The organism is Cupriavidus sp. GW823-FHT07B10 (assembly GCF_058794355.1).
This window is the reverse complement of sequence record NZ_JBXAGS010000001.1, coordinates 393,604-416,314: the sequence shown is the minus strand read 5'-3', so window position 1 is coordinate 416,314 and position 22,711 is coordinate 393,604. Positions and strand designations below refer to the sequence as shown.

Here is a 22,711-nt window from a genome sequence, read left to right as displayed (position 1 = left end):
TTAACGCAAAAATTAATATTCACTGAAGACCGCTTGCATCCATGCGCCCATGCCGCGCCCGCCCGCCAAACCGAAACCCTCCGCCCGCCGCAGCCCCGGTCGCCCTGCGGCCGGCCAGCCCGGCCAGCGCGAACGCATCCTCGATGCGGCCACCGAGCTGTTCTCGCGCCAGGGCGTGGCCGGCACCCCGGTCAAGGCGATTGCCACCCAGGCCGGCGTGACGCCGGCGCTGGTCCATTACTACTTCAGCGACCGCGAATTGCTGCTGGACGCCGTGGTCGAGGAAAAGCTGCAGCCGCTGGTGGCCGGCGTCTTCGCTGCCGCCGGCGATGCCGAGCCGATGGCCATGCTGATCGGCATCGCCGGCCAGCTGATCCGCACCGCGGCCGCCACGCCCTGGTTCCCCGGGCTGTGGATCCGCGAAGTCGCCAGCGCCGAAGGCGCCCTGCGCGAGCGCGTGCTGGACCGCTTCGCGCTGCAGCGCGCCGGCGCACTGAGCGCGCCGCTGGCGGCCGCGATCGCGCGCGGGCAGCTCAACAGCGGACTGGAGCCGGCGCTGGTGATGCCGTCGCTGATCGGCCTGACGCTGCTGCCGCTGGCCACCACCCATATCTGGCGCCGGCTGCCCGGCGGCGAAGCGGTCGATACCGACACCCTGGTGCGCCACGTATCCGCGCTGCTGACGCACGGGCTGGCACCGGCGCCCGATGCCGGCAAGTCCAGGCTTTCTCCGGAGTCATCATGAAGCACGCCCACCCCACCCGCCCGCAACTGCCGGCAGCGGCGCTTGCCACGCTGGCGGCGGTGCTGCTGCTCGCCGCTTGCAGCCGTGAACGCGCCGACACCTGGCAAGGCTATGTCGAAGGCGAATTCGTCAGCGTGGCCTCGCCGTTCGCCGGGCGCCTCGACACGCTGTCGGTGCAGCGCGGCCAGCAGGTCGGCCAGGGCACCGCGCTGTTTGCACTCGAATCCGACGACGAGCGCGCCGCGCGCCAGCAGGCCGAAGACCAGCTGCGCGCAGCCGAGGCACAGCTGCAAGACATGAAGACCGGCAAGCGCCCGGTCGAAGTCGAGGTCAGCCGCGCCCAGCTGGCGCAGGCACAGGCCCAGGCGCAGCGCAGTGCCGCGGCCTTGCGGCGCGACCAGCGCCAGTATGAGATCGGCGGCATCGCGCAGGCGCAGCTGGACGAATCGCGCGCACAGGCCAGCAGCGACGCCGCCCGCGTGCGCGAACTGCAGCGCGATATCGACGTGGCCCGGCTGCCGGGCCGGGATGCGCAGCAAGCCGCGCAGGCCGCGCAGGTGGCGGCCGCGCGCGCGGCGCTGGCGCAGGCCGAGTGGAAGCTGTCGCGCAAGACCGTGGCCACGACCCAGGCGGGGCTGGTCTACGACACGCCCTACCGCCTCGGCGAGTGGGTGCCGGCGGGCAGCCCCGTGGTGCGCATGCTGCCACCGGGCAACGTCAAGGTGCGCTTCTATGTGCCGGAGACGGTGGTGGGCGCGCTGCGCAACGGCCAGGCGGTGCAGGTGCGCTGCGACGGCTGCGCCGCGCCGGTGGCGGCCACCATCAGCTACGTAGCCAACGAGGCCGAATACACGCCGCCGGTGATCTACAGCAACGAGACGCGGCGCAAGCTGGTGTTCCTGGTCGAAGCGCGCCCGGCGGCGGCCGATGCGCCCAAGCTGCGGCCGGGCCAGCCCGTCGAGGTGGTGCGGCAATGAACACCAGAGAGAACGGCGGCGCGGCCGCACTCGCCATCGACGTGCGCGGCCTGAACAAGCACTTCGGCGACAAGCACGTGGTCAACGACCTCAGCATGCAGGTCGCGCGCGGCGAGATCTTCGGCTTCCTCGGCCCCAACGGCAGCGGCAAGACCACCTCGATCCGCATGATGTGCGGGCTGCTGACGCCCGATTCCGGCGAGGGCACCTGCCTGGGCTACGACATCCGCAGCGAGTCCGACGAGATCAAGCGCCGCGTCGGCTACATGACGCAGAAGTTCTCTTACTGGGACGACCTGTCGATCCGCGAGAACCTGGACTTCGTCGCGCGCGTTTACGGCATGCCGAACCGGCGCGAGGCGGTCGACCGCGCGCTGGAAGACCTGGGCCTGGCCACGCGCTCGGCGCAGCTGGCCGGCGCGCTGTCTGGCGGCTGGAAGCAGCGGCTGGCGCTGGCGGCGTGCCTGCTGCACGAGCCCGAGCTGCTGCTGCTCGACGAACCCACCGCGGGCGTGGACCCCAAGGCCCGGCGCGACTTCTGGGAGCAGCTGCACCAGCTGGCCGCGCGCGGCATCTCGGTGCTGGTCAGCACGCACTACATGGACGAGGCCGAGCGCTGTCACAAGCTGGCCTATATCGCCTACGGCAAGCTGCTGGCGCAGGGCACCGCCGATGAAGTGGTGGCCTGCCAGAAGCTGTCGACCTGGAGCGTGGAAGGCGACGACCTCGCCGCGCTGTCCGAGCAGCTGCAGGGTGCGCCGGGCGTGGAGCAGACCGTGGCCTTCGGCACCGCGCTGCATGTGACCGGGCGCGATGCGCAGGCGCTGGCCGATACGCTTGCGCGGCTGGCCGGACCGGGCCGGCGCGTCGAGCAGACCCAGACCAGCCTGGAAGACGTGTTCATCCACATGATGAGCGGGGCCGAAGACAATATGGCGGCCCGCAAGGCCAGGGAGGCGTCATGACAGCCGCCGCCCGCAACCCGGCCGCGCAACAGCGCTTCTCGTTGCAACGCTGGTGGAGCATCGTGCTCAAGGAATTCCTGCAGCTGCGGCGCGACCGCGTCACCTTCGCCATGATCATCGGGCTGCCGATCATGCAGCTGCTGCTGTTCGGCTTTGCCATCAACACCGATCCGCGCCACCTGCCGACCGCGGTGATTGCCGCCGACCAGAGCGAATTCACGCGTTCCTTCATCGCCAGCATGGAGCAATCGACGTATTTCAAGCTGGTCGGCACGCTGCCGGACGAACAGGCCGGGCGCGAGGCGCTGATGAAGGGCGAGGTGCAGTTCGTGCTGACCATCCCGCCCGACTTCACGCGCCGTCTGCTGCGCGGCGAACGGCCCGCGCTGCTGGTCGAGGCCGATGCCACCGATCCCTCCGCCACCGGCCAGGCCATCGCCGCGCTACCGCAGCTGCCCTACCGCGTGGCCACGCATGACCTGAAGGGATCGCTGGCGCCGCTGGCCGGCGGCAAGCCGCCCTTCGACGTGCAGGTGCAGCGGCTCTACAACCCGGAAGGCATCACGCAATACAACATCATTCCCGGCCTGATGGGCGTGATCCTGACGATGACCATGGTGATGATGACCGGCCTGGCCATGACGCGCGAACGCGAGCGCGGCACCATGGAGAACCTGCTGGCCACGCCGGTGCGGCCGCTCGAGGTGATGACCGGCAAGATCGTGCCCTATATCTTCATCGGCCTGATCCAGGCGACCATCGTGCTGCTGGCCGCGCGCTGGATCTTCAGCGTGCCGTTCGTCGGCTCGGTGCTGGCGGTGTACCTGGCGGCGCTGCTGTTTATCGCGGCCAACCTGACGGTGGGCATCACGCTGTCGTCGCTGGCGCAGAACCAGCTGCAGGCGATGCAGCTGACGTTCTTCTACTTCCTGCCCAACATCCTGCTGTCCGGCTTCATGTTCCCGTTCGCCGGCATGCCGGGCTGGGCGCAGGCCATCGGCAACATCCTGCCGATGACGTATTTCCACCGCATGGTGCGCGGCATCCTGCTCAAGGGCAACGGCTGGGTCGAGCTATGGCCCAATGTGTGGCCGATGGCGCTGTTCATCGTGGTGGTGATGGCAATTGCGGTGCGCTTCTACCGCCGCACGCTGGACTGAAGGGGTTGGCCATGCAACGACTCACGCCTCTGTTTGCCGCCGCGGCACTGTTGTGCGGCTGCGCCGTCGGCCCCGACTTCCGTGCGCCCGCGCCGCCCGATGACGCCGGCTACGTGCCGGGACCGCAGCCGGTGGCAACCGTCGCGGCCGACAGCGCCGACGCCGCCGGGCAATCCCACGCGCAAACCCTGGCCGCCGGCGCTGACGTGCCCGCGCAGTGGTGGACGCTGTTCCGCAGCCCGGCGCTGGACGCCACCATCCGCAGCGCGCTGGATGCCAGCCCGACGCTGGCGCAGGCGCGCGCCCGGCTGCGCGAGGCGCAGGAGAACCTGGCCGCGCGCACCGGCGCGACGCGCTGGCCCGCCGTCGACGCAAAACTGAACACCACGCGCCAGCAGGTCGACTTCCAGTCCCTGGGCATCACCGCGATCCCCAGCCCGGGCCCGTTCACGCTTTACGGCGCCACGGTGCAGGTGTCGTACGTGCTCGACCTGTTCGGCGGCCAGCGGCGCGAACTGGAAGGACTGCAGGCAGCGGTGGACTACCAGCGCTATGAACTGGAAGCCGCGCGCCTGGCGCTGGCCGCCAACGTGGCCACCGCGGCCATCCGCGAAGCCGGCCTGCGCGCGCAACTGGCCGATACCGCCGCCGTGGCGGCGGCCCAGCAGCGCCAGCTTGGCATCACCGAGGAACGCCTGCGCTCGGGCGGCGTCGCGCGCGTCGACGTGCAGCGCCAGCGCGCGGAGCTTGCGCAAGCCCAGGCCCTGGTGCCGGCCCTGCAGCGCCAGCTCGATGCCACGCGGCACCAGCTCGCGGTGTACACGGGCCAGACCCCGGCCTCGGCCACGCTGCCCGAATTCCGCCTCGACGACCTGCACCTGCCCGACACGCTGCCGGTCAGCCTGCCGGCCACGCTGGCACGCCGCCGTCCCGACATCCGCGCGGCCGAGGCCCTGCTGCACCAGGCCTCGGCCAATATCGGCGTGGCCACCGCCAACCTCTATCCGCAGATCACGCTGAGCGCCAGCGGCGGCACGCAGGCCACCGCGGCGCGCGACCTGTTCAGCAGCCTGAACGTATGGAGCCTGGCCGCGGGGCTGGTGCAGCCTGTATTCCGCGGCGGCGAGCTGCAGGCACGCAAACGCGCGGCGGAGGCGGCTTATGAGCAGTCGCTGGCCGCGTATCGCCAAGCCGTGCTGCAGGGCCTGCAGAACGTGGCCGATTCGCTGCGCGCACTCGAAACCGATGCCGCCGCGCTGCGCGAACGCGCCGACAGCGCGCGGCAGGCGCGCGATACGCTGGCGGTGGTGTCGGAGCAGTACCAGCTCGGCGGCGTCAGCCAGCTGACGGTGCTGGATGCCGAACGGCAGTCGCGCCAGGCGTCGCTGGAACTGGCGCAGGCGCGCGCCGACCGGCTGGCGGATTCGGCCGCGCTGCTGCAGGCGTTGGGGGGTGGGTGGTGGGAGGAGGAAGGCGGCGCTGTGGCGGCAGCACCGCGGTGATGGCGGCTGGCTAGGTCTTGTCGCTCTGCGTGTGCCAGTAGGTGCGCTTGCGCTTGCCGGTGCTGGCGGGCTTCACCTCCTGGCCGCCCAGCGATGACTTGTCGTCGCCGCCCGAGGCACCAGCCTTGCCGCCCCCGATCAGCACCGGGACCAGCCGGGTCGATCCGTCGGTCTGCGTGACCGACACCATGCCGAACACGGGCGACGGCGGCAGCCCGCCGTTGTCGAACCTGACAAACCGCGGCCCGTTGTTCATGCCAAGCCCGCTCAGGAATGACACCGCGTAGCCCCGCGCAACGCCCAGGTCGGGGTAGCAGGCTCCGGGCTCGACCTTGGAAGGCGTGTTGGTGCCGAAGTACGTGTAGCCCGCCACGGTCAGCGGCGCATTGACCGCCTTCTCGCCGAATTCCAGCGACAAGTAGAAGCCGCTAGCCACCGCCGAATCGCGGTAGGCCACGTTGGTCGCATCGACAAGATCGGCCGCCTTGACCGCCGTCCAGGTCGAAGGCAGCCTCCCATCGACGTTCGGGTCTTTGACCATGAAGAAGCGGTTCTGCACGTTCTGCGCCGCGCCAGGGGTCTGGCTCAGCGAGTACAGCGGCTTTTCGCGGTCGCCCGAGGCGATCATCACCGCGTCGTACTTGCCGGTCGCGACGACATCGGGCGGATAGAGAAACTTGCGCGCCTCGTTGGTGTCCACTGCGCCGCCCAATTGCGCGAGCTTGCCGACCGTCCACGTCGACGGAGTATCCGCATCCGTCGATCCGAAGTCGATACGCCAGACATTGCCGCCGACGTCGCCGACATAAGCCTTTTCGGCATAGCCATCACCATTGCGGTCCACCACGGCAACGTCGGAAGGAATCGCGCGGCTGTTGATGGTGACGCAGGTGCCCGTGCTGATGCCAGCGCAATTGGCCAGGGCTGCCCAGACCACGTCGCCCGTCCCGGCGTCGAGCACGATCACGCCGCGGCCTTGCTTGTTCGTCGCCGTGGCGATGCCATTGAGCGCTGGGTCGGTATCCTCGCCATCGGGGTCGTAGCCCGCACCCATGATCAGCACAGGCGTCGGGTAGCCGCGCACGCGCATCACCCGCGGCTGCGACCAGGTCTGCCCCAGTTCAGGGATGTCGGCGTTGGTCTTGCTCCAAAGGTACTCCGGCTTTGCCGGATCCTTGACGTCCAATGCATAAATCAGGCGACCGCCGCGCCGTGCTGTCAGGTAGATCTTTACCTGGGGCGTGGCCGGGGTGCTCAGGTCCTGGTAGACCGTCGTGGTGCCGTCGAAGAAATAGTCGCGTGGAACAAACTGGACCTCGGCGGTGTCCTGGGGGCTGCCCGTCAGCCGCACCTCGGGAGCGTTGCTATAGATCCGCGCCAGCTTGCCGTAGAACTCGGGAGCGATGAAGCCCCACAGTTCACCGCCCGCGCGCACCGTGCCCGCGGTGGTGGAAATGGCTGCAGTGCGGTTACCGTTGACGGCATGGAACACACCGTCATTGGCACCGTAGAAAACCACTACGCCAGTGGTGCCGCCGTAGTCGACCACCACCGGGCGCGAATGCAGCACGTCGCCGTGGATCGAGCCGCGCACCGTGACGTTGCCGCCGGGGCCGGGCTCCGCCTCTTTCTTGGGGTCGGTGCCGGTCAGCGTGGCGAAGACGTCCTTGCCGCGCACCCAGCTGATCATATTGGCCACATCCGCGGCAGTGGTCTTCAGCAGCGACGGACCGTTGCCCTCGGTGAGGGCCTTGTTGGCGGAATCGAAATTCGCCAGCGCGGTCCCCTTGCTGCATTTCGCGTCGGCGCAGGTCAGCAGCCGGCGCCCGGCCTGACTGGTCAGGTAGTCTGCGCGCAGCATTTCTCCTGCGCCGCCCTTCTCGACGACCTCGCCGTCGGGTGAATCCTTGGCATTGCGCAGCAGCGACGAGGCATTCTTCCAGAACCCGTCCGAGGGCCAGTCCGTCACGATACTGGAGCTGCCCACCGCCTTCGGCGGATCCTCGGTCCAGTAGCTGCGGGCATTGGGCGATATAAACCCGGTCCCCGCGTTGCTAACCGCATTCTTCGGGGGCTGGTCGATCGCGCCTTGCACCCCGGCGTCGAGCATCACCAGATTGCCGTTGCCGTCATAGCCCAGCTTGTACTGTTTGAGGTTGCCCACCCAGCGCGGACGGGCCTTACCGTCCGGGCGGAACATGCCGATATAGACCTGGTTCAGGTACGAACCCTGCCCGTTCACGCTGACCGGCAGGCTGACCGAGGCAAATACGTTGTTGACCGCCTGCATCTCGTTGAAGATGTCCTTCAGCGCCTTCGAAAGCGCGTCGTCATCTCCGGCCCGGACTGTAAAGTTGCCGCCCCCGCCCTTCTGGGCCATGCTGGTGACGAACTGCAGGTAGTCCTGGCTTTGCTGGCTGCCGTCAGTGACGCCGATGGTGTAGGTAATGATGTTCTGGCGCGTCGCCGTGGTCGAGCCCGCGTTGTTGGCGGCGTTCAGGTCCAGGTCGTTCAGGAAGCGCGCCCACTCATCGCCCCAGTTGTCGATGTTGTTGCCCCTGGGCAGCGGGATCGGAGTGAGCTGCGCGGTGGTGGCGCCCGCCTCCTTGAGCTTGTTGTAGGCATCCTGGCCGGAGTCCTGCGGCTTGCCGTTGTTGAGCGCGTTGGCAATGTAGATGATGAAGTTCTTCTGGCACGGGTTGGTGATCGGCGACTTGTATGTGGTGCCGGACAATCCCGTCTTGCCGGAGAAGAAGGCCCATGCCTCCTGCATGGCGCCGCCGACCTGCGAGTTGTTGGCACTGTCCTTGGTACGGTCGATGGTCTTGATGTAGTCGAGCATGTCCTGTCCGCCCGCACCTTTCTCCATCAGCACCAGCCCGGACGGCGCGGTGGGCGGCGTCACCTTCGGGAAGCGGAACTGGCCACCCGTATTGGTGCCCTGTCCGAACATCATCACGCCAAGGTTGATCTTGCCGTTCGTCTTGTCATCATTGATCAGGTCCGACACCGCCTTGTACAGTGCGCACTGCTCTGCGCCGACGTTGCTGTTATCGTTGTTGGCGCTCACCACGTTCTGCATTTCGCAATCGACCTGGGCATTGGCATTCCACGCCGATGCGTTGTCGAGTATCAGCAGCACGTTGGGACGCGACCCGGAGTTGGCCTGCAGGCCGGTGAACAGGTCGATGTCTTCGGCTATCGCCGCGGGCGCGGCAGCCAGCCCGAGCAGGGCTGTGGCACAGGCAGCGGAAGCGCGAAGCCGGCGAGCGGGCATGGACATGCTGGTTCTTCCTTTCAAGATCCGGATCTGGCCCGAGACTTCAGGGGCAAGTGGAGCCATACAGCGTGCGCACCGCTACGCCCTGGTGCACCGTCGCGACGGCGCCGGTTGTATTGACGTCATTGACGGTGGCTGCTACATCCCACTGCGTATCGTTGCAAAGCGAACTGATCGCACTGACACCGCTTGCGCCCATGACCAGGTTGCCATTGCCGGTGCTGCTGCCCAGCGTGCATTCGGCATCCTCCGGGTGCTTTTCCGGATCGATCACCTTGGCCACTGGCTTGCTGGTCACGCAGGTCGGTGCCGCCACCTGCGCGATGTAATCCGCCTTGCCGTCACCCGTCACGTCCACCGGCACATCCACCGCAACCGGCGCCTTGGTGAAGTCGTCGCTGATCACCTGCTCGATCGCCTGCTGCGCCACGTCGCGTGCTTCGGCGCTGTGCTGCTGGTTGCCCGCCACCTTGACGTTGACCAGCCCCGAATTGACCATGGCCACGGCGACCAGCAGGAACAGCACCATGAACACCAGCGTCACCACCAGCGTGACCCCGGATTGCCTGCGGCGCAGCGGCCTGCCCGTTGACTTCATCATTGCTCGCTCTTCGCTGTGTTGAATCGGTATGGCGTTATTGCTCGCGCAGCCCGGCCACATTGACCAGCCGCGCCACCTGGGCGTAGACGTGGCGCTTGTAGCCGTCATTGAACGGGCCTGCGGCCGCCGCGCGGCCGAGGTCATAGGTGCGGTTGTCTGAATGCCCGCCCGAGGGCTTCAGCGTGCGCGCCAGCAGGTGCACGCGCACCGTGGTGACATTGGCCAGGTTGTTGAGCACCACGCCCCAGTCATAGCCGGGAACGGCGGTGCAGACGGCGCTGTTGTTCGCGCGGGGATCGGACACGTAGCAGTCGGCCGAGCCGTTGCTGTCCTGGTCGACACCGTACAGCACATGCATGTCTTGCACCCCCTGCGCGACCGAGCGCGACTGGAACGCACCGTTGACCAGTTCGGCCATCTTCAGCGTGGGGATGCCGTCGCCGCCGTTGCTGCAGCGGTCGCAGCCGGCCAGGTAGAAGATGCGCACCATGGCGCGGCGCAGTTCAGCCGGCTGGGCCGGATCGCAGGCCTTGGTGCGCAGCCCGAAGGCCGCCGCGCCGCTGGCATCGAAGACAAAGGTCTGCGTGTCCTGCGAACAGGCCGATACCTGCAGGTAGGGCACGCCCGGTGCCGGGGCGGCAACCGCCGTGGTCGACACGCGCCGAATCACCAGCACCTCGGAAGTCGGCGCCAGGTCCGGCAGGCATGGTGCCGCCACGCCCGGCGCATAGCCGGTCAGCGCCACCGGCACGGTTTCGGCAGCAGGCGAGAAGCCAAGGGCGGCTGCATCCGTCGCGCACAGCGCCGGATCCGCGGCCTTGGTGCTGCGTGCAATGTTGCCGACGCCGAAGAACCCCGCCAGCTCCACTTCGCGCCGTATCTGCTCCAGCGCGTAGCGGCCGTTCTCGACCTGCTCGGCAGACTTGGTGAATTCGGTGCGCGACAGGCTGTTGGCAAGGTACAGGCTCGCCAGCGCGGTCAGCAACACCAGGCCTATGGTGATGCCGATCATCAGTTCGACCAGCGAGATGCCGCGCTGGTGGCGCAGGCGGCGCGCGGACAGGCGCAGGGGGCTCATGACACGGTTCCCAGGGTGCCGATGCGGATCTGCGTGCTGACCGCGCGGCGATAGGCATCGTTGCCGTACTGGCCCTTGCCGCAGCCCAGCGCGGGCGCGCCGGTGGTGGCCAGGCCCTGCCAGGCCACGGTGATGCGGTAGATATTGTTGACGGCGTCGACGGTCTCGATGCAGCCGCGCGCGCCGATCATGGCGCCGACGGCCTGGGCGGCATCAGCGGCGCTGGCCCCCAGGCGCATCTCGGCACTACCCAGCAGCGCGGTGTTCCAGGCCTGCAGGTCTGCATCGGCGGTAGCCTTCTGCGCGGCGGTGCCCTGCGTGCACGCCGCCGGCGGCGCCGCCGCGCTGCCCAGCTGCATGCCGGTCGCGCCGTTGGCATAGCACGATGCCACCTGGCGGTTGGCGTTGAGGCGCGCAACCATGTCCTGCAGCAGCGCCAGCGCCTGCACGCGCTGGTAGGACTCCATCTCGGTCTGGCCCGAGCGCGCCACCAGCCCGGCGGTGCCGAGCAGCGCGACCAGCAGGATCACCGCCGCCACCAGCACCTCGATCAGCAGGAAGCCGCGCTGCGTGCGGCGGACAGGCATGCTCGGCCGCAGCCGCGGAATTCTTTGCTTCATGAGCAGGCTCCCGTGTCGGAAGCGACGCGGCCTGTCTCGCTGACCTGCACGCAGACGCGCGACGCCGCTGCCGTATCGCCGTTGGGCGCCACTTCGAAAGTCATGGCCGCGCCCGTGAGGCGGCCGTCGTTGCCAAGCGCAAGGGCCCCGGCAGCGCTGGGCGTGATGGTCAGGCCGCCGTAGGGCCCGAAGCTGCGCACCGTCTCGGCGCCTGCGGTGACTGCCCAACCGGCAGTCCATGCGGCGCCGGTGGCTGCCAGCGTGACCGTGGCATTGCGCTTGACTGCCTCGCTGCGCGCCAGCAGCAGTGCCGAGGTCAGGTCATGTGAGGCGCCGCGCACGCGCTGGTTGGCGATCAGTGAAGAGAACGACGGCGCCGCCGCGACCGCGAGGATCGCCAGCACCGACATGGCGCACAGCAGTTCGACCAGGGTGAAGCCGCGGCGGGTGGGCCGGCCGGGCGAAGACGGCGGGAACGTGGCGCGCCGCATGGTCAGTTCCAGCAGTCGGTGCCTGAACCAGACGCCGATTTCGCGCCGGCACTGGTCAGCGTCAGCGAGCCGCAGTCGGCGTCGCCGGCGAGCTGGCTGCCCTTGGGCGTGGCCACGATGCTGTAGCCGGGCGGCAGCGCCGCGTTCGGCGTCACGGCGACGTCGTAGCGCGTTGCCTGCGCGGCCGGCACCGACATGCCCAGCGCGCCCAGATTGGCGGCATAGGCGCGGTTGTCGACCAGGTAGCGCTCCTGGGCGCTCGCGACCTCCAGCATGAAGGACTCGATCGCGGCCCGGTGCGAGCGCACGACGTGACGGCTGTAATTTGGAATGGCGACGGCGGCAAGAATGGCAATGACCGCCACGGTGATCATCACCTCGATCAGCGTGAAGCCATGCGCTGCCCTGGCGCCGCGCAGGCGCCAGCCCCGGCACGGATTGCCGGTTGCCCCAACTTCCCCAATGACCCGAAACGACGGGTTGACCCTCCCGCCGTGTCGCACTGCCGGGCTTCTATGTCCCATGCCGCGCTCCGATACCAATTATGTTCCGGATGACCAATTCCGGAGGTTATGGCGCGGAGTGTAAGTCACGATCTGCTAAGCGGGTAAGGAAAATATGATGCCGGCCGACCGGCGTTGTAGCGAACAGACAGTGGTGTTACGAGACCTGCTCAGGACATACAGCCAAGGCATATGCAGACGTTAACCGTCAGTGAGGGGGAACCCTGACCCGCCCTGTTCGACCGGCCCGATGCGCGCGCGGGCGCACCTGTGCAACAATCGTTACAAACACCGAATCCGGAATGCCCATGCCGCCCGACAGCCCTACCCCATCGCCGCAAGCGCCGCCGCAGGACCTGGACGCCCTGCTGGCGCTGCTGCGCAGCAACTTCCCCACGCTCAGCACGCAGTTCCAGGGCGGCGCGCGCTACCTGCTCGACCATCCGCAGGACGTGCCGGTGCTGTCGATGCGCAAGATCGCGGCCAGTGCCGGGGTGCAGCCTGCCACCCTGGTGCGGCTGTCGCAGCATCTCGGCTTCGAGGGCTGGCAGGGGCTGCGTGAACTGTTCGTCGATGCGCTGCGCGGCGGCAGCCAGCCGTACGCGCGCCGCGCGCGCAAGGTGGTGCGTGAAAGCAGCTCCAGCCGCATGCTGGGCGAGATGCTGGACGCGCAGCACCACAACCTGGACATGATCGCCGCCAACAACGAGAAGACGCTGCAGCAAGCGGCGGAACTGCTGTCGCATGCGGCGTGCGTGCATGTGGCGGGTTTCCGCTCGTGCTTTCCGATCGCGTTCACCTTCCACTATGTCTACCGGCTGTTCCGCGGCACGGTGCACCTGATCCGCGCCGATGCCGGCACGCTGGAGATGGAGCTGCGCGGCCTGGCGCCCAAGGATGCGGTGCTGGTGGTCAGCTTCGCCCCCTACTCGCAGGAAAGCATCCGCGTCGCCGCCGCCGCGCGCGAGTGCGGCTGCAAGGTGATCGCGCTGACCGACAGCACGGTCGCGCCGATCGCGCTGGCGGCGGACTGCACGTTGCTGTTCTCGGTGGAAAGCCCGTCGTTCTTCCCGTCAGTCACCGCCGGCGTGGCCGTGGTCGAGGCCCTGGTCGAGCAACTGCTGGCGCGCAAGGGCAAGGGCGCGATCCGCGCGCTGGAACAAGCCGAGGGCGAGCTCCACCGGACCGGGGCGTATGTGGTGGCGGGGCGCGAGTGAGGGTGGCCCCCAGTCACTCATCACTACTGCGTGCACTTCTCCCGGTACGCCTGCTGCAGCGACCTCTTCGGCCGGTCACGCTCCAGTTCCGGAATCATGCGGCCCTGCGCGGTCTCGATGGCCGGCTGGGTGGCACGGTATTCGCGCTTGGGTGCTTCGGCGATCTGCGCGGCCAGGGCGCGGCATTCGTCCGACTGGATGCTGCCCGGCGTCGCGGCCGGGTCGGGACGGTAGGGCGTGGTGCCCTGCTGCACCGCTTCGTTGATGGCGGCGGCGGCAGCGCTGTCCCCGTCCGGCCTCTGCGCATGCGCGCTGCAGGCCATCGCCAGGGCGGCGATGGCGGCAATGCGGGTCAGGGTTCGCTGGCTCGGCATGACTTCTCTCCTGTGGCTCGATGAATTTATGCAAAGGCTGCCAGCTTAATCGTTCGCGGCCTGTCTGACACTACCGGCATTTCCGGCATTTGCGGCGTCGATGCCACCTGCGCCTGCCTGGGTACGCGCCGCCTCGCGCCAGTCCTGGCGCCGGCGCCGCATCTGCCCCAGCGCCAGCCGGGTCATGCTGGCCCAGCCGGACGGCCGCGGATCGGCCAGCATGCTGAGCGCGCGCGCGTAGTCCAGCGTCAGGCCGGGCGTCCAGGCCATGGTCTTGGCGCGCTTGCCGATCTGCGCCGCCACCCACAACTCCGGCTTGGTCAGCAGGCGCCAGAGCGGCCGCCAGCCCCTGGCCTCGCGCCAGACCCGGGCCGACGCGCCTTCCAGCGCCGCTTCCAGCGCGTGCGAGACGGTGCTGGAACAGTTGCGGTGGGTCAGGTTGTAGATGGTGTTCTGGCGGTAGGCGTTCCAGAAGCGGCCCAGGCGCCCGGGGTCATAGTTGCGGATGCCCACGGTCGACGGGCACCAGGCGCGCGATTCGGTCTGGTAATCCGGCTGGAACTTGCCGCCCACGTCGTTTTCGCGGGTGGCGCGCAGGATGCGGGTGAATTCGTCGGGCGAGCGGTCGATCTCCTCGGCCGGGTACAGGCTGATATAGATGCCCTCGGGCGATTCCAGCGCGGCATGGCCGGTGGAGATCACGCCGTCGCGGTCCACCGCGGCGATATAGCGGTCGACCAGCGGCTGGCGGCGCGCTTCGCCGCGGGCGGACCCGACCGGGGTCCAGACATGCACGGTCAGCGCGTGCTCGCCGGGTCCGGGCGGACCGTCCCAGATGGTCATGTCGGGCGCATCGGCGGCAGCAGCCGTATCGGTTGCCGGACCGGCGGCGGGAGCGGCCCGTGGTTGGGCCACAGGACAATACGGCCAACAGCAAGCTGTGGCGCGGAGATTCCGCTAGGGCGCGCGACGCCCGCCTCCTTCGTCCCGCTCGAGCTCCCAGTCGCGGCGCATCATGACATAGGTGAACGAGGTGGACCAGCCGATTAGGATCAGGCCGACCAGCGGCTCGATGCTGGCGATCAGGCGGCTGGCGCCCACCGGGACGATGTCGCCCAGGCTCTGCGTGGTGAAGGTCTCCAGCGCAAAGTAGGCGTAGACCAGCGCGCCTGGCTGCGTGTGGACGCCGGACACGCTGGAAACGCCCATCGCGGTCAGTCCGCCCAGGCCCAGCACCCCGTCGGCGAACCAGAAACCCAGCGCGAACACCAGCGCTTCCAGGCAATGGACCACGATGATGCAGACGATCAGCACGCCGATGTTCATGCGCCCGCTCCAGCGCCGGGGGTGTATCGCTGACAGCAGCCGCAGTGCCTCGTAGTGGATGCCGACCACGGTCACGGTCAGGACGGCGGCGCACAGCAGGGCCAGCGAATAGTGTTCGGCGGAGGTTTCCATGCGCAGCGGCAGGCCTGGTCGGTGTCCGGGACGATCGGGAACAGCGCGGAAAAAAAAGCCGCCCTCCAAAATAACACTGGAAGGCGTGCAGGAAAACCAGGGAGCGGGCGCGGCGGGCGCGCGGCCGTGCTCGTAGCCCTGGCAGAGGGTCGGTGGCGGCCGGGTGGCCGCCGCATGGATCAGCTGCTGCTCTTGCAGGAGAGGTTGACGTACAGCCCGCCGCCCCATTTGAAGTTGCGGTTGCCACTGACCTGCACCTGGACAATGTCGTTGGCCGCCACCGCCGTCGTGGCCGGCGCCGAGCAGGTCCGCACGGTGGCGCCGAGCGAACAGGCGGACGCATCGGTGATGGCAAGCGGGGAGATCGTTTCCAGCGCCGCGCCGCTGGCGACACGGTATGCCGCCAGGGTGTACTTGACCTCGTCATCGGGCACCGGGCCCGCCAGGCTCGCGTTCAGGGTCAGGCCGCCGCTGCAGCCCACCGGCATCACAGCGCCGAAATTCGGATCGTTGCTTTGCCGGTCCAGCGCGGTGCCGGTCATGACATAGGTGCCATTGCCATCCGGCGAGTCGTACACAGCAAAGTTGGCGGTATAGATCGTCGCGCCGGCGCCTGTCTCTCCTTGCTGGCCCTGGGGGCCGGTGGCGCCAGTTTCACCGGTGTCGCCCTTCTCGCCCTTCTCGCCCTGCGGACCTTGCGCCCCGACCGGACCAGTCAGGCCAACCACGGAGACCCCGGCCGGCCAGCCCTCGGCCGTCTTCGGGCCGAACAGCGTATTGGTGGCCGTATTGAGGTAGAAGCTGCCTTTGCTGCCATCGGCAGCGGTGGGATCTGCCGCGCCGTGCAGCAGCACGGCGCCGGGCGCCCCGGCCACGCCTTGCGGGCCGACCAGCGACACGCCGGCAGGCCAGGCCCCGTCAGCCTTGGGTCCGTAGAGCGTCGAGGTCAAGGCATTGAGGTAGAAGTCGCCGTCCGTGCCAACGTCCGCCGCGGGCGCATTGGCGCCGGACAGGATGGTCTTGCCGTTCGCGCCGGCCGGGCCGGCCGCGCTGGCGGATGGCGCGGCGCTGGCTGGCGCGGAATCGCCGCCACCGCCACCGCATCCTGCGAGCAGGATAGCGAGGCAGGCGAGCGGGATCGCCGCGAGTTTCAGGTCAATGCGTTGCACGATGGAAGCCCCCCGGTTTCTCATGAATGGCATGCCCGGATCTGTGCCGGGTGAGTTCAATCTAGAGATCGCGGTGATTCCGATAAATCGTGCATTTGCACGGGCTGTTTCATTAATGAAGCGCGTTTCCGGAGCGGCGAAAAACTGCCCCGTCCTAATAGCGTCAACGCCCGTTTGAAATCCCGGATGACTCGGGATAATAATTATGAAAATACCCGGATTGCCGCGCCTGGCGGTAACACGGCGGGCACCTGGCCCGATTCAGAGCGGGCGAATTCAAGCACCACACGACCGCATCCGTGCGCGCCGGTGCGGCCAAAAAATACCGGCAATATCTCGCCCGAACGGTTGAGTTGCGGATGGGATAGCGTGGCTCCGGGCTGTTCAAAGGAGAAACGAATAATCGCCATTTACCCCTTCGTGGGGGAATATGCGCGGCACCGGCAAACGGCCAGGCGCAGCATGGCGCGGCGATGGACTATGCTGGAAATCCCAACAGCGTCCTCGCGGAGGCCATCGTGCGCAAATCTGTCCTAGTCCTTACGGCACTGCTGCTGGCCAGCGCCCCCGGCCTGGCGCTGGCCCATAACTGCCCCAACGAGATGAAGGCCATCGACGCCAAACTGTCGACCAAGCCGGCGCTGTCGCCGGAAAATTCCGCCAAGGTTGCCAAGCTGCGCGCCGACGGCGAGGCCTATCACAAGGCCGGCAAGCATGACGAATCGATGAAATCGCTGCTCGAAGCGAAAAAGATCCTGGGTATCTGAGACCGATCGCAAAGAAGAGCCGCCACGCGCCCAGGCGCGGCGGCTTTGTTTATTTTTCCCGCGGTCGTCGCCGCAGCAGGCCGGGTCAGGACCCCGATCCAACCTGCTGGACCACACCGTTGGGCGCCACCAGGTAATATTCCGCGCCAATCCCGACCCAGCGCGTGCCCTTGCGCGGCGCGGGCAGGTTGTATTGCTTGTAGTCGTCGATCACATACTGGCGGTCCCTGAACTCGGTGGGCAGCCGGTCACCCTTCTTCCACTGCTGCACCTGCATATAAGGCGAGTTCTGCGCCGCCGGCGCGGAGGCGGCCATGGGATCTGCCATCGGCTTGGACTTGGCACCACCCTGCGCCATCGCAAACGGCGCCGCCAGCACGCTTGCCGCCAGCAACAGTGCCGGCATCGCTTTCTTGGTCTTCATCGTGATCTCCTTGCGTACGGGAAAACCGAACTGCCGGAGGATCCGGACAGCATCTACCAGATTAGTCACAAATGCGGACAACTGCGGCATCCGCCGTCCATGCGCTGGCGCTCGATTTGACCGACGGGGCATTCGCGCCCTGACAGATTGTTCACAATTGTTTGCCGGTTGGCACCCATTGGGGGGGAGCCGCCGACGCCACCCGTGACTAGAATGGGTCCTGACAGAAACAATTTGTTACGGGCGGCCACCACTCAGCTGTCAGCGGGCCGCGGCCCCGCGACCCCGCGACCCGCGCCGCGGGCGCGTACCGCCCTCGATGTTCCCTGGCTTACGCCCTGTTCACGGCGCTTCGCACGCGGGCACCCGTCCCTGCCAGAGAACCATAAAAACTGGGGACTCTCCGTGTTGCACGATACTGGTCAATTCCTGGCCCTGGTCAATCCCGCCATGGCCATCCTGCTTTCGCTCTGCTTCCTGCTGGCCTGGAACCATGAGCGCACGCGGCACTACCTGCTGGAGCTAGGTGCCTGCTATTTGCTGTACGCGGTTGCCATCACCTTGCAGATCATCTGGCAGCCGCGCAACGGCGGCGGCAACGCCACCGTCACCGGTGCGCTCTACCTGGGCAGCGCCGTGCTGATGCTGCGTGGCATGCTGGCGCGCATCGGCGCGCGCGTCGATACCTGCGCGCTGGTGTCGCTGCCGCTGGCCCTGTTTGCTGCGCTTGCCTGGTTTGATTTCATGCAACCCCAGCTGGTCGCCCGCATCTACATCCTGAATGTCGGCATCGCGCTGATCCTGCTGCTGGGCATCGCGCCGCTGGCCCGCCTGCGCACAGGCAGCACCGCGGACCAGGTGCTGTTCTGGGTCTTCCTGCTGTTTGCCCTCCATTTCCTGCCGCGCACGGTGCTGACCATTGCTCCGGTCATCGGACAGGACGCTGCCGCCCTCACCCGCTCGGCCTACTGGCTGTGGCTGCAGGTCACCATGGCATTGCTGCTGCTCACGCTGGCGCTGGCGCTGCTGGCGGCGACCACGCTGGACGTGATCGACGGCCTGCGGCATGAACGCGACACCGATCCGCTGACGCAGCTGCACACGCGCCGCAGCCTGGAGGCGCTGGCCGCGCGGGAAATCCCGCCACCTCAGGGCAAGCCGCTGAGCGTGCTGCTGTGCGATCTCGATTTCTTCAAGTGCATCAACGACAATTACGGCCACAGCGCCGGCGACGCGGTGCTGGCGCAAATCGGCCGGATCATCGCCGCCGGCATCCGGCGGCGCGATATCGCCGCGCGCCTGGGCGGCGAGGAGTTCGTCGTGCTGTTGCCCGATACCCCGCCCGATGCAGCCTTGCACCTGGCCGAACGCTTGCGCCAGACGCTGGAGAGCACGGAAATGGACGTCCTGCCGGGCATGCACACGGTGACCGCCAGCTTTGGCGTGGCCACGCTGCGGCCCGGCGAAGACCTGGAAGCCCTGCTGATGCGCGCGGATAACGTGCTGTATGCGGCCAAGAACAAGGGCAGGAATTGCGTGGAGTGGGAACGGGAGGCCGGCTTGCCGGTGCTGGCATGATGCTGCCGTGCCTCCCGTCCGGCGCGGCTAAGCAACCGTGGGCGTGCCCACCACCGCAAACTCCGGCCCGTCATAGCTCTGCGCCACGGACACGCCGCCATCGAGCAACCGCTGGCTCCAGTGGTCGAGCGCCGCGCGCGCGGCCTGGCTGACATCGCGGCCCAGGGCAAGGCGGACGGCCGCCGGCGCTTCCAGCCCGAAGCTGCGGGTGGTTCCCCACGCAATTTGGTCCCGTTCGAAATCCCCGATCGCCTGCTCGACGCACAAGCCGCTGTCGGCCACCGCGGAAGCCAGGACGACATCGGGATGCCTGCTGGTCCAGTCGACCACGTTGCCGATCTGGCGGATGCCCGCGGCGCGGCAGGCGGCGATGGCACCGTCGCGGCCGCCGTCGATCATCGCAAAGACGATATCTGCGCCGGCGCGGACCTGCGCGGCAACCGCGTCGCCGGCCAACGCCGGATCGTGCTGGTTGCCGCAGAAGGTCGTGAGTGCCGGCAGGCCAGGCACTACGCTGCGCACGCCATGGAGAAACGCCGCGCGCCCCTTCAGCCCGGGGCGCACCTTTTCGCCCGACAGATGGGCGACCACGCCGGTGCGCGAATCCGTCGCCGCCAGCACGCCGGCAAGGAAGGCGGACTGTTCCTGCAGCACCTCATAGCTCGCGGTGTTGGCGCACAGCACGCTGCCCTGCGTGACCACGAAGCGCCGGGCGGGATGGCGAGCCGCGGCAACAGAAACGGGATAGTCCCCCTGTCCGCCATGCGCAACGATCAGGTCCGGGCCGGTCTGGCACAGCGCCAGCAGCGCTGCTGCGCGCGCCTGCGGATCCGGATCGGCAATCCACGTCACCGCCACGTCGTGGCCGGCATTGCGTGCGCGCATGGCGCCGGCATGCCCGGCTTCATTGAAGCTGCCGCGTCCTTCGGGCCCGAACAGCACTACCTGGATGCGCGCGCTCATGACAGCGTCGCCCCGGTTGCCACGACCACAGGACCCCAGGCCTGCGCCTGCTGGCGTACGTAGGCGGCAAACTCATCGGGCCGGCGCTCGGCCAGCACAAAGCCCTGGGCTTCCAGGCGGCCGCGCAGGGCCGGTTGTTGCAGGATGACCTGCAGTTGTTGATGCAAGCGTTGCACGATGTCCTCAGGCAGGTTGGCCGGCGCGGAGACGCCGACGAAGTTTTCGGCCACCAGGCCGGGATAGCCGGCTTGCGCCACGGTGGGCAGCTGGGGCGCCTGCGGCACGCGTTGCGCCGAGGTCACCGCCAGCAGGCGCAAGGCGCCGGACTGCAGCAACGGCAGGTTCTGCGGCAGGGCATCCACCGCAAACGGGATCTGTCCGCCGAGCAGGTCGGCGCGCATCGGACCCGCGCCCTTGTATGGCACATGGGTCAGCCGCAACCCCGCCTGCTGGCCAAACAGCTCGCCGACGATATGCGCCACCGACGCCGCCCCGCCGCTGCCGAACGGCACCGGCTCGCGCTGCGCGCGGATCCACGCCGCCAGCTCCGCGAGGTTGCGCGCCGGCACCGACGGATGCACGGCAAAGACGGTCGGCACCGCGCCGATGTAATGCACGTGCGTGAAGCTGCGTACCGGGTCGTAGGCGGGCCGCCTGAGCAGGAACGGCGAGATGCTCAGCGCCGCCGAGTTCGACATCAGCAGCGTGTAGCCGTCATTGGGCGCCGCGGCGACCGCAGCCGCGCCAATCGTCGATCCCGCCCCCGGCCGGTTGTCGGCCACGAATGGCTGCCCCAGCTTTTCCTGCAGCACCGGTGCCAGCAGCCGCGCCACGATGTCGCTGGACCCGCCCGGCGGGAAAGTCACCACCAGCCGCACCGGATGGCGTGGCCATGCCGCGGCACCGCTGTCCGCGCGCGCCGGCATCCCCGGCAATGCCGGCGCGGCCAGCGCCGCGGCAAGGAACTGTCTTCTCGAAATCACGGTGGCCCTCCGGCTTTACAGGCGATGGCGCAGGCCGACGCCGCCGCCGAACTTGTTGCCACGCACGCCCATGAAGGCGGGCAGCGCATAGCTGCCGCTGATGCGGTTGAAATCGGCTTCCGCATAGACGCTGGTGCGTCTGGACAAGCTGTACTCCGCCACGCTGGTCAGCATCAGCCGGTGGCCGCTGGCGGCGCTCTGCCGGTCATAGCCGGCCGCCAGCGACACCGCCAGCGCGGGCATTGCCTGCACCGTGGCGCCGCCGGTCAGCACATGGTTGCGGGTCGGGCTCAGGTGGTAGCGGTTGTCCAGGTAGCCGAGCGCCAGCTTGACGCGCCCCAGCTGGCTGCTGCCGCCGATGCCCCAGATCGTGCGCTTCTCTTCGGTGGCCAGCGCATTGGTGCTCTGGAACAGGGCACCAATGTCGATCCGTGCCGTGGTCCAGGCCAGCGCCAGCCCCCGGCTGCTGCTGGCCGCCGCATCGCCCGGCACTTCGCCGAAGGTATAGTGCGCCGCCGCCGAGAACGCGCCCCACCTGCCCGCGTACTTCACCATGTTGTCTTGCCGCGGACCGGTATAGCCGTTAAGAATGGCCACCGCATCGAGATTGGGATGGCCATAGGGCTGGAAGCGGAAGGTCGCGTCATAGGCCGTGGTGAACTGGCGTCCGAATGTCAGCTTCCCCCACGCCTGGTGCTCGATCCCCAGGTAAGACTGCCGGCCGAACAGCCGGCCTGTACCCTGCGTGCCAACCTGTCCGTAGTTCGACGCCGCGGTGCCTTGCAGCGAAGTACCCGAGGCCAGGTCGAAGCCGCTTTCCAGGTTGAACAGCGCCGACCATCCCGCACCCAGCGCCTCATTGCCGCGCACGCCCCAGCGCGAACCGCTGAAGTAGCCCTCGCTCAGTTCAGCCAGGCGCTCGTCCCCGCGGTTGTTGTCCGAGTAGCGGACCATGGTGTCGATCAGGCCGTAGACCGATATGGAAGTCGATACTGATTGCGCCTGCGCCTGCTGCGTAACGCCGCAGCTCGCCCCCGCCAGCACGCCGGCAAGCGCCATGGCGTGACTGCGCCTTGTGTTCCCCACCTTCACGCACCACCCTCCGTTTGCATACAAATTAAGAATGCAAAATATAGGGTGTGGCCGCACATCCGCATACGAATGTGTGCGCATGAGGAAATGCGGTTTGCGCGGAAAATGCGGACACAAAAAAAGCCCGCTTATGCGGGCTTTCGGGGGTGATGCTTGAAGCGAGTCCGTGCTCAGAACGGGATATCGTCGTCCATATCCTCGAAACCATTCGAGGCGGGCTGCTGCGGCCGGCGCGCAGCGCCACCGCTCTGGCCGCCGCCCTGGCCGCCGCCCTGGCCGCCGCGGCCACCGCCGTAGCCGCCGCCCGACGCTTCGCGGCTGTAGCCACCACCGCCGCCTGCGCCGCCACCGTAGCCGCCTTCGTCACCGCCACCGCCGCCACCACCCTGGCGCGAGCCCAGCATCTGCATCTGGTCGGCAACGATTTCAGTGGAGTACTTGTCCTGGCCCGACTGGTCCTGCCACTTGCGGGTGCGGATGCGGCCTTCGATATAGACCGACGATCCCTTGCGCAGGTACTGGCCGGCGATTTCGGCGATCTTGCCGAAGAACGAGACGCGGTGCCATTCGGTGGCCTCCTTCATCTCGCCGCTCTGCTTGTCCTTGTAGCGATCGGTGGTCGCCAGGCGGATATTGGTCACGGCGTCGCCGCTGGGCAGGTAGCGGGTTTCCGGGTCTGCGCCGAGGTTGCCGACGAGAATGACTTTGTTGACCGATGCCATGAAATGTTCTCCAAAAGCCACGCGCCGTGTTGAAAAGCGTGG

General features: G+C 68.0%; 23 protein-coding genes and 1 pseudogene. 8 read left to right on the top strand and 16 right to left on the bottom strand.

Annotated elements, in window-relative coordinates; all coding sequences use genetic code 11:
* Window positions 1–49: 49 nt before the first annotated feature.
* Genes AC1Q6V_RS02080 through AC1Q6V_RS02060 form a run of 5 tightly spaced genes read left to right on the top strand, consistent with a single transcriptional unit; the run spans window position 50 to window position 5,349 of the window.
* On the top strand, window positions 50–745 hold the full coding sequence (locus AC1Q6V_RS02080) for a TetR/AcrR family transcriptional regulator (protein WP_010814424.1): 696 nt from the start codon (window positions 50–52) through the stop codon (window positions 743–745).
* Window positions 742–1,722, top strand: a complete 981-nt coding sequence (locus tag AC1Q6V_RS02075) for an HlyD family secretion protein (protein WP_454749220.1) — start codon at window positions 742–744, stop codon at window positions 1,720–1,722. The genes AC1Q6V_RS02080 and AC1Q6V_RS02075 overlap by 4 nt, the downstream gene beginning before the upstream one ends.
* Entirely contained in the window at window positions 1,719–2,687 is a 969-nt protein-coding gene (locus tag AC1Q6V_RS02070; protein WP_454749219.1) for an ABC transporter ATP-binding protein, read from the top strand. Before AC1Q6V_RS02075 ends, AC1Q6V_RS02070 begins: the two co-directional genes overlap by 4 nt.
* A complete protein-coding gene (locus AC1Q6V_RS02065; RefSeq protein WP_439671242.1) occupies window positions 2,684–3,847 on the top strand; it encodes an ABC transporter permease in 1,164 nt (387 codons plus the stop codon). Before AC1Q6V_RS02070 ends, AC1Q6V_RS02065 begins: the two co-directional genes overlap by 4 nt.
* Before the next feature lie 11 nt (window positions 3,848–3,858).
* Window positions 3,859–5,349 carry an efflux transporter outer membrane subunit gene (locus AC1Q6V_RS02060; protein WP_454749218.1) on the top strand — a complete coding sequence of 497 codons (1,491 nt, stop codon included), beginning with the start codon at window positions 3,859–3,861 and terminating at the stop codon, window positions 5,347–5,349.
* 10 nt (window positions 5,350–5,359) lie between these two features.
* Here AC1Q6V_RS02060 and AC1Q6V_RS02055 read toward each other — a convergent pair whose 3' ends face one another.
* Genes AC1Q6V_RS02055 through AC1Q6V_RS02030 form a run of 6 tightly spaced genes read right to left on the bottom strand, consistent with a single transcriptional unit; the run spans window position 5,360 to window position 11,943 of the window.
* Window positions 5,360–8,632 (bottom strand): pilus assembly protein, encoded by a 3,273-nt coding sequence (locus AC1Q6V_RS02055; protein ID WP_454749217.1) that lies wholly within the window; start codon window positions 8,630–8,632, stop codon window positions 5,360–5,362.
* 40 nt (window positions 8,633–8,672) lie between these two features.
* Window positions 8,673–9,230 (bottom strand): pilus assembly PilX N-terminal domain-containing protein, encoded by a 558-nt coding sequence (locus AC1Q6V_RS02050; protein ID WP_010814418.1) that lies wholly within the window; start codon window positions 9,228–9,230, stop codon window positions 8,673–8,675.
* Window positions 9,231–9,264: 34 nt separating this feature from the next.
* A complete protein-coding gene (locus AC1Q6V_RS02045; protein WP_454749216.1) occupies window positions 9,265–10,308 on the bottom strand; it encodes a PilW family protein in 1,044 nt (347 codons plus the stop codon).
* Window positions 10,305–10,928: a type IV pilus modification PilV family protein gene (locus AC1Q6V_RS02040; RefSeq protein WP_010814416.1), complete on the bottom strand. Its 624-nt coding sequence runs from the start codon at window positions 10,926–10,928 to the stop codon at window positions 10,305–10,307. The genes AC1Q6V_RS02045 and AC1Q6V_RS02040 overlap by 4 nt, the downstream gene beginning before the upstream one ends.
* On the bottom strand, window positions 10,925–11,419 hold the full coding sequence (locus AC1Q6V_RS02035) for a GspH/FimT family pseudopilin (RefSeq protein WP_010814415.1): 495 nt from the start codon (window positions 11,417–11,419) through the stop codon (window positions 10,925–10,927). The genes AC1Q6V_RS02040 and AC1Q6V_RS02035 overlap by 4 nt, the downstream gene beginning before the upstream one ends.
* A 2-nt stretch (window positions 11,420–11,421) precedes the next feature.
* Window positions 11,422–11,943 (bottom strand): type IV pilin protein, encoded by a 522-nt coding sequence (locus tag AC1Q6V_RS02030; RefSeq protein ID WP_011614503.1) that lies wholly within the window; start codon window positions 11,941–11,943, stop codon window positions 11,422–11,424.
* A gap of 287 nt (window positions 11,944–12,230) precedes the next feature.
* Between AC1Q6V_RS02030 and AC1Q6V_RS02025 the strand changes: the two genes are divergently transcribed.
* A complete protein-coding gene (locus AC1Q6V_RS02025) occupies window positions 12,231–13,139 on the top strand; it encodes a MurR/RpiR family transcriptional regulator (protein ID WP_454749215.1) in 909 nt (302 codons plus the stop codon).
* A 23-nt stretch (window positions 13,140–13,162) separates the two neighbouring features.
* Here AC1Q6V_RS02025 and AC1Q6V_RS02020 read toward each other — a convergent pair whose 3' ends face one another.
* The 5 genes and pseudogenes from AC1Q6V_RS02020 to AC1Q6V_RS02000 all read right to left on the bottom strand — a co-directional run bounded on the left by AC1Q6V_RS02020 (window position 13,163) and on the right by AC1Q6V_RS02000 (window position 16,550).
* The gene (locus AC1Q6V_RS02020) at window positions 13,163–13,513 is read right to left on the bottom strand and encodes a hypothetical protein (RefSeq protein WP_010814412.1); all 351 of its coding nucleotides are present in this window, start codon (window positions 13,511–13,513) and stop codon (window positions 13,163–13,165) included.
* Window positions 13,514–13,558: 45 nt separating this feature from the next.
* A pseudogene (locus tag AC1Q6V_RS02015) lies at window positions 13,559–14,410 on the bottom strand (DUF308 domain-containing protein); the annotation flags it as partial.
* Window positions 14,411–14,470: 60 nt separating this feature from the next.
* Window positions 14,471–14,971 carry a two pore domain potassium channel family protein gene (locus tag AC1Q6V_RS02010; RefSeq protein ID WP_439668524.1) on the bottom strand — a complete coding sequence of 167 codons (501 nt, stop codon included), beginning with the start codon at window positions 14,969–14,971 and terminating at the stop codon, window positions 14,471–14,473.
* Between the two features lie 179 nt (window positions 14,972–15,150).
* The gene (locus AC1Q6V_RS02005) at window positions 15,151–16,140 is read right to left on the bottom strand and encodes a collagen-like protein (RefSeq protein WP_454749214.1); all 990 of its coding nucleotides are present in this window, start codon (window positions 16,138–16,140) and stop codon (window positions 15,151–15,153) included.
* 203 nt (window positions 16,141–16,343) lie between these two features.
* Window positions 16,344–16,550 (bottom strand): hypothetical protein, encoded by a 207-nt coding sequence (locus tag AC1Q6V_RS02000; protein ID WP_454749213.1) that lies wholly within the window; start codon window positions 16,548–16,550, stop codon window positions 16,344–16,346.
* A gap of 108 nt (window positions 16,551–16,658) precedes the next feature.
* Between AC1Q6V_RS02000 and AC1Q6V_RS01995 the strand changes: the two genes are divergently transcribed.
* On the top strand, window positions 16,659–16,907 hold the full coding sequence (locus AC1Q6V_RS01995; protein WP_492294495.1) for a PA2433 domain-containing protein: 249 nt from the start codon (window positions 16,659–16,661) through the stop codon (window positions 16,905–16,907).
* Between the two features lie 85 nt (window positions 16,908–16,992).
* On the opposite strand, the gene AC1Q6V_RS01990 is transcribed toward AC1Q6V_RS01995, so the two are convergent.
* Window positions 16,993–17,331: an RcnB family protein gene (locus AC1Q6V_RS01990; RefSeq protein ID WP_011614497.1), complete on the bottom strand. Its 339-nt coding sequence runs from the start codon at window positions 17,329–17,331 to the stop codon at window positions 16,993–16,995.
* A gap of 405 nt (window positions 17,332–17,736) precedes the next feature.
* On the opposite strand from AC1Q6V_RS01990, the gene AC1Q6V_RS01985 reads away from it, so the two are divergent.
* Complete coding sequence (locus tag AC1Q6V_RS01985; protein ID WP_454749212.1) at window positions 17,737–18,909, top strand: GGDEF domain-containing protein; 1,173 nt, start codon at window positions 17,737–17,739, stop codon at window positions 18,907–18,909.
* Between the two features lie 27 nt (window positions 18,910–18,936).
* On the opposite strand, the gene AC1Q6V_RS01980 is transcribed toward AC1Q6V_RS01985, so the two are convergent.
* The 4 genes from AC1Q6V_RS01980 to AC1Q6V_RS01965 form a co-directional block, all read right to left on the bottom strand.
* Window positions 18,937–19,872: a BMP family lipoprotein gene (locus AC1Q6V_RS01980; protein ID WP_454749211.1), complete on the bottom strand. Its 936-nt coding sequence runs from the start codon at window positions 19,870–19,872 to the stop codon at window positions 18,937–18,939.
* Complete coding sequence (locus tag AC1Q6V_RS01975; RefSeq protein WP_439671236.1) at window positions 19,869–20,855, bottom strand: Bug family tripartite tricarboxylate transporter substrate binding protein; 987 nt, start codon at window positions 20,853–20,855, stop codon at window positions 19,869–19,871. The genes AC1Q6V_RS01980 and AC1Q6V_RS01975 overlap by 4 nt, the downstream gene beginning before the upstream one ends.
* A gap of 15 nt (window positions 20,856–20,870) precedes the next feature.
* Complete coding sequence (locus AC1Q6V_RS01970; RefSeq protein WP_454749210.1) at window positions 20,871–21,914, bottom strand: porin; 1,044 nt, start codon at window positions 21,912–21,914, stop codon at window positions 20,871–20,873.
* Between the two features lie 203 nt (window positions 21,915–22,117).
* A complete protein-coding gene (locus AC1Q6V_RS01965; RefSeq protein ID WP_439668514.1) occupies window positions 22,118–22,669 on the bottom strand; it encodes a single-stranded DNA-binding protein in 552 nt (183 codons plus the stop codon).
* Window positions 22,670–22,711: the final 42 nt, after the last annotated feature.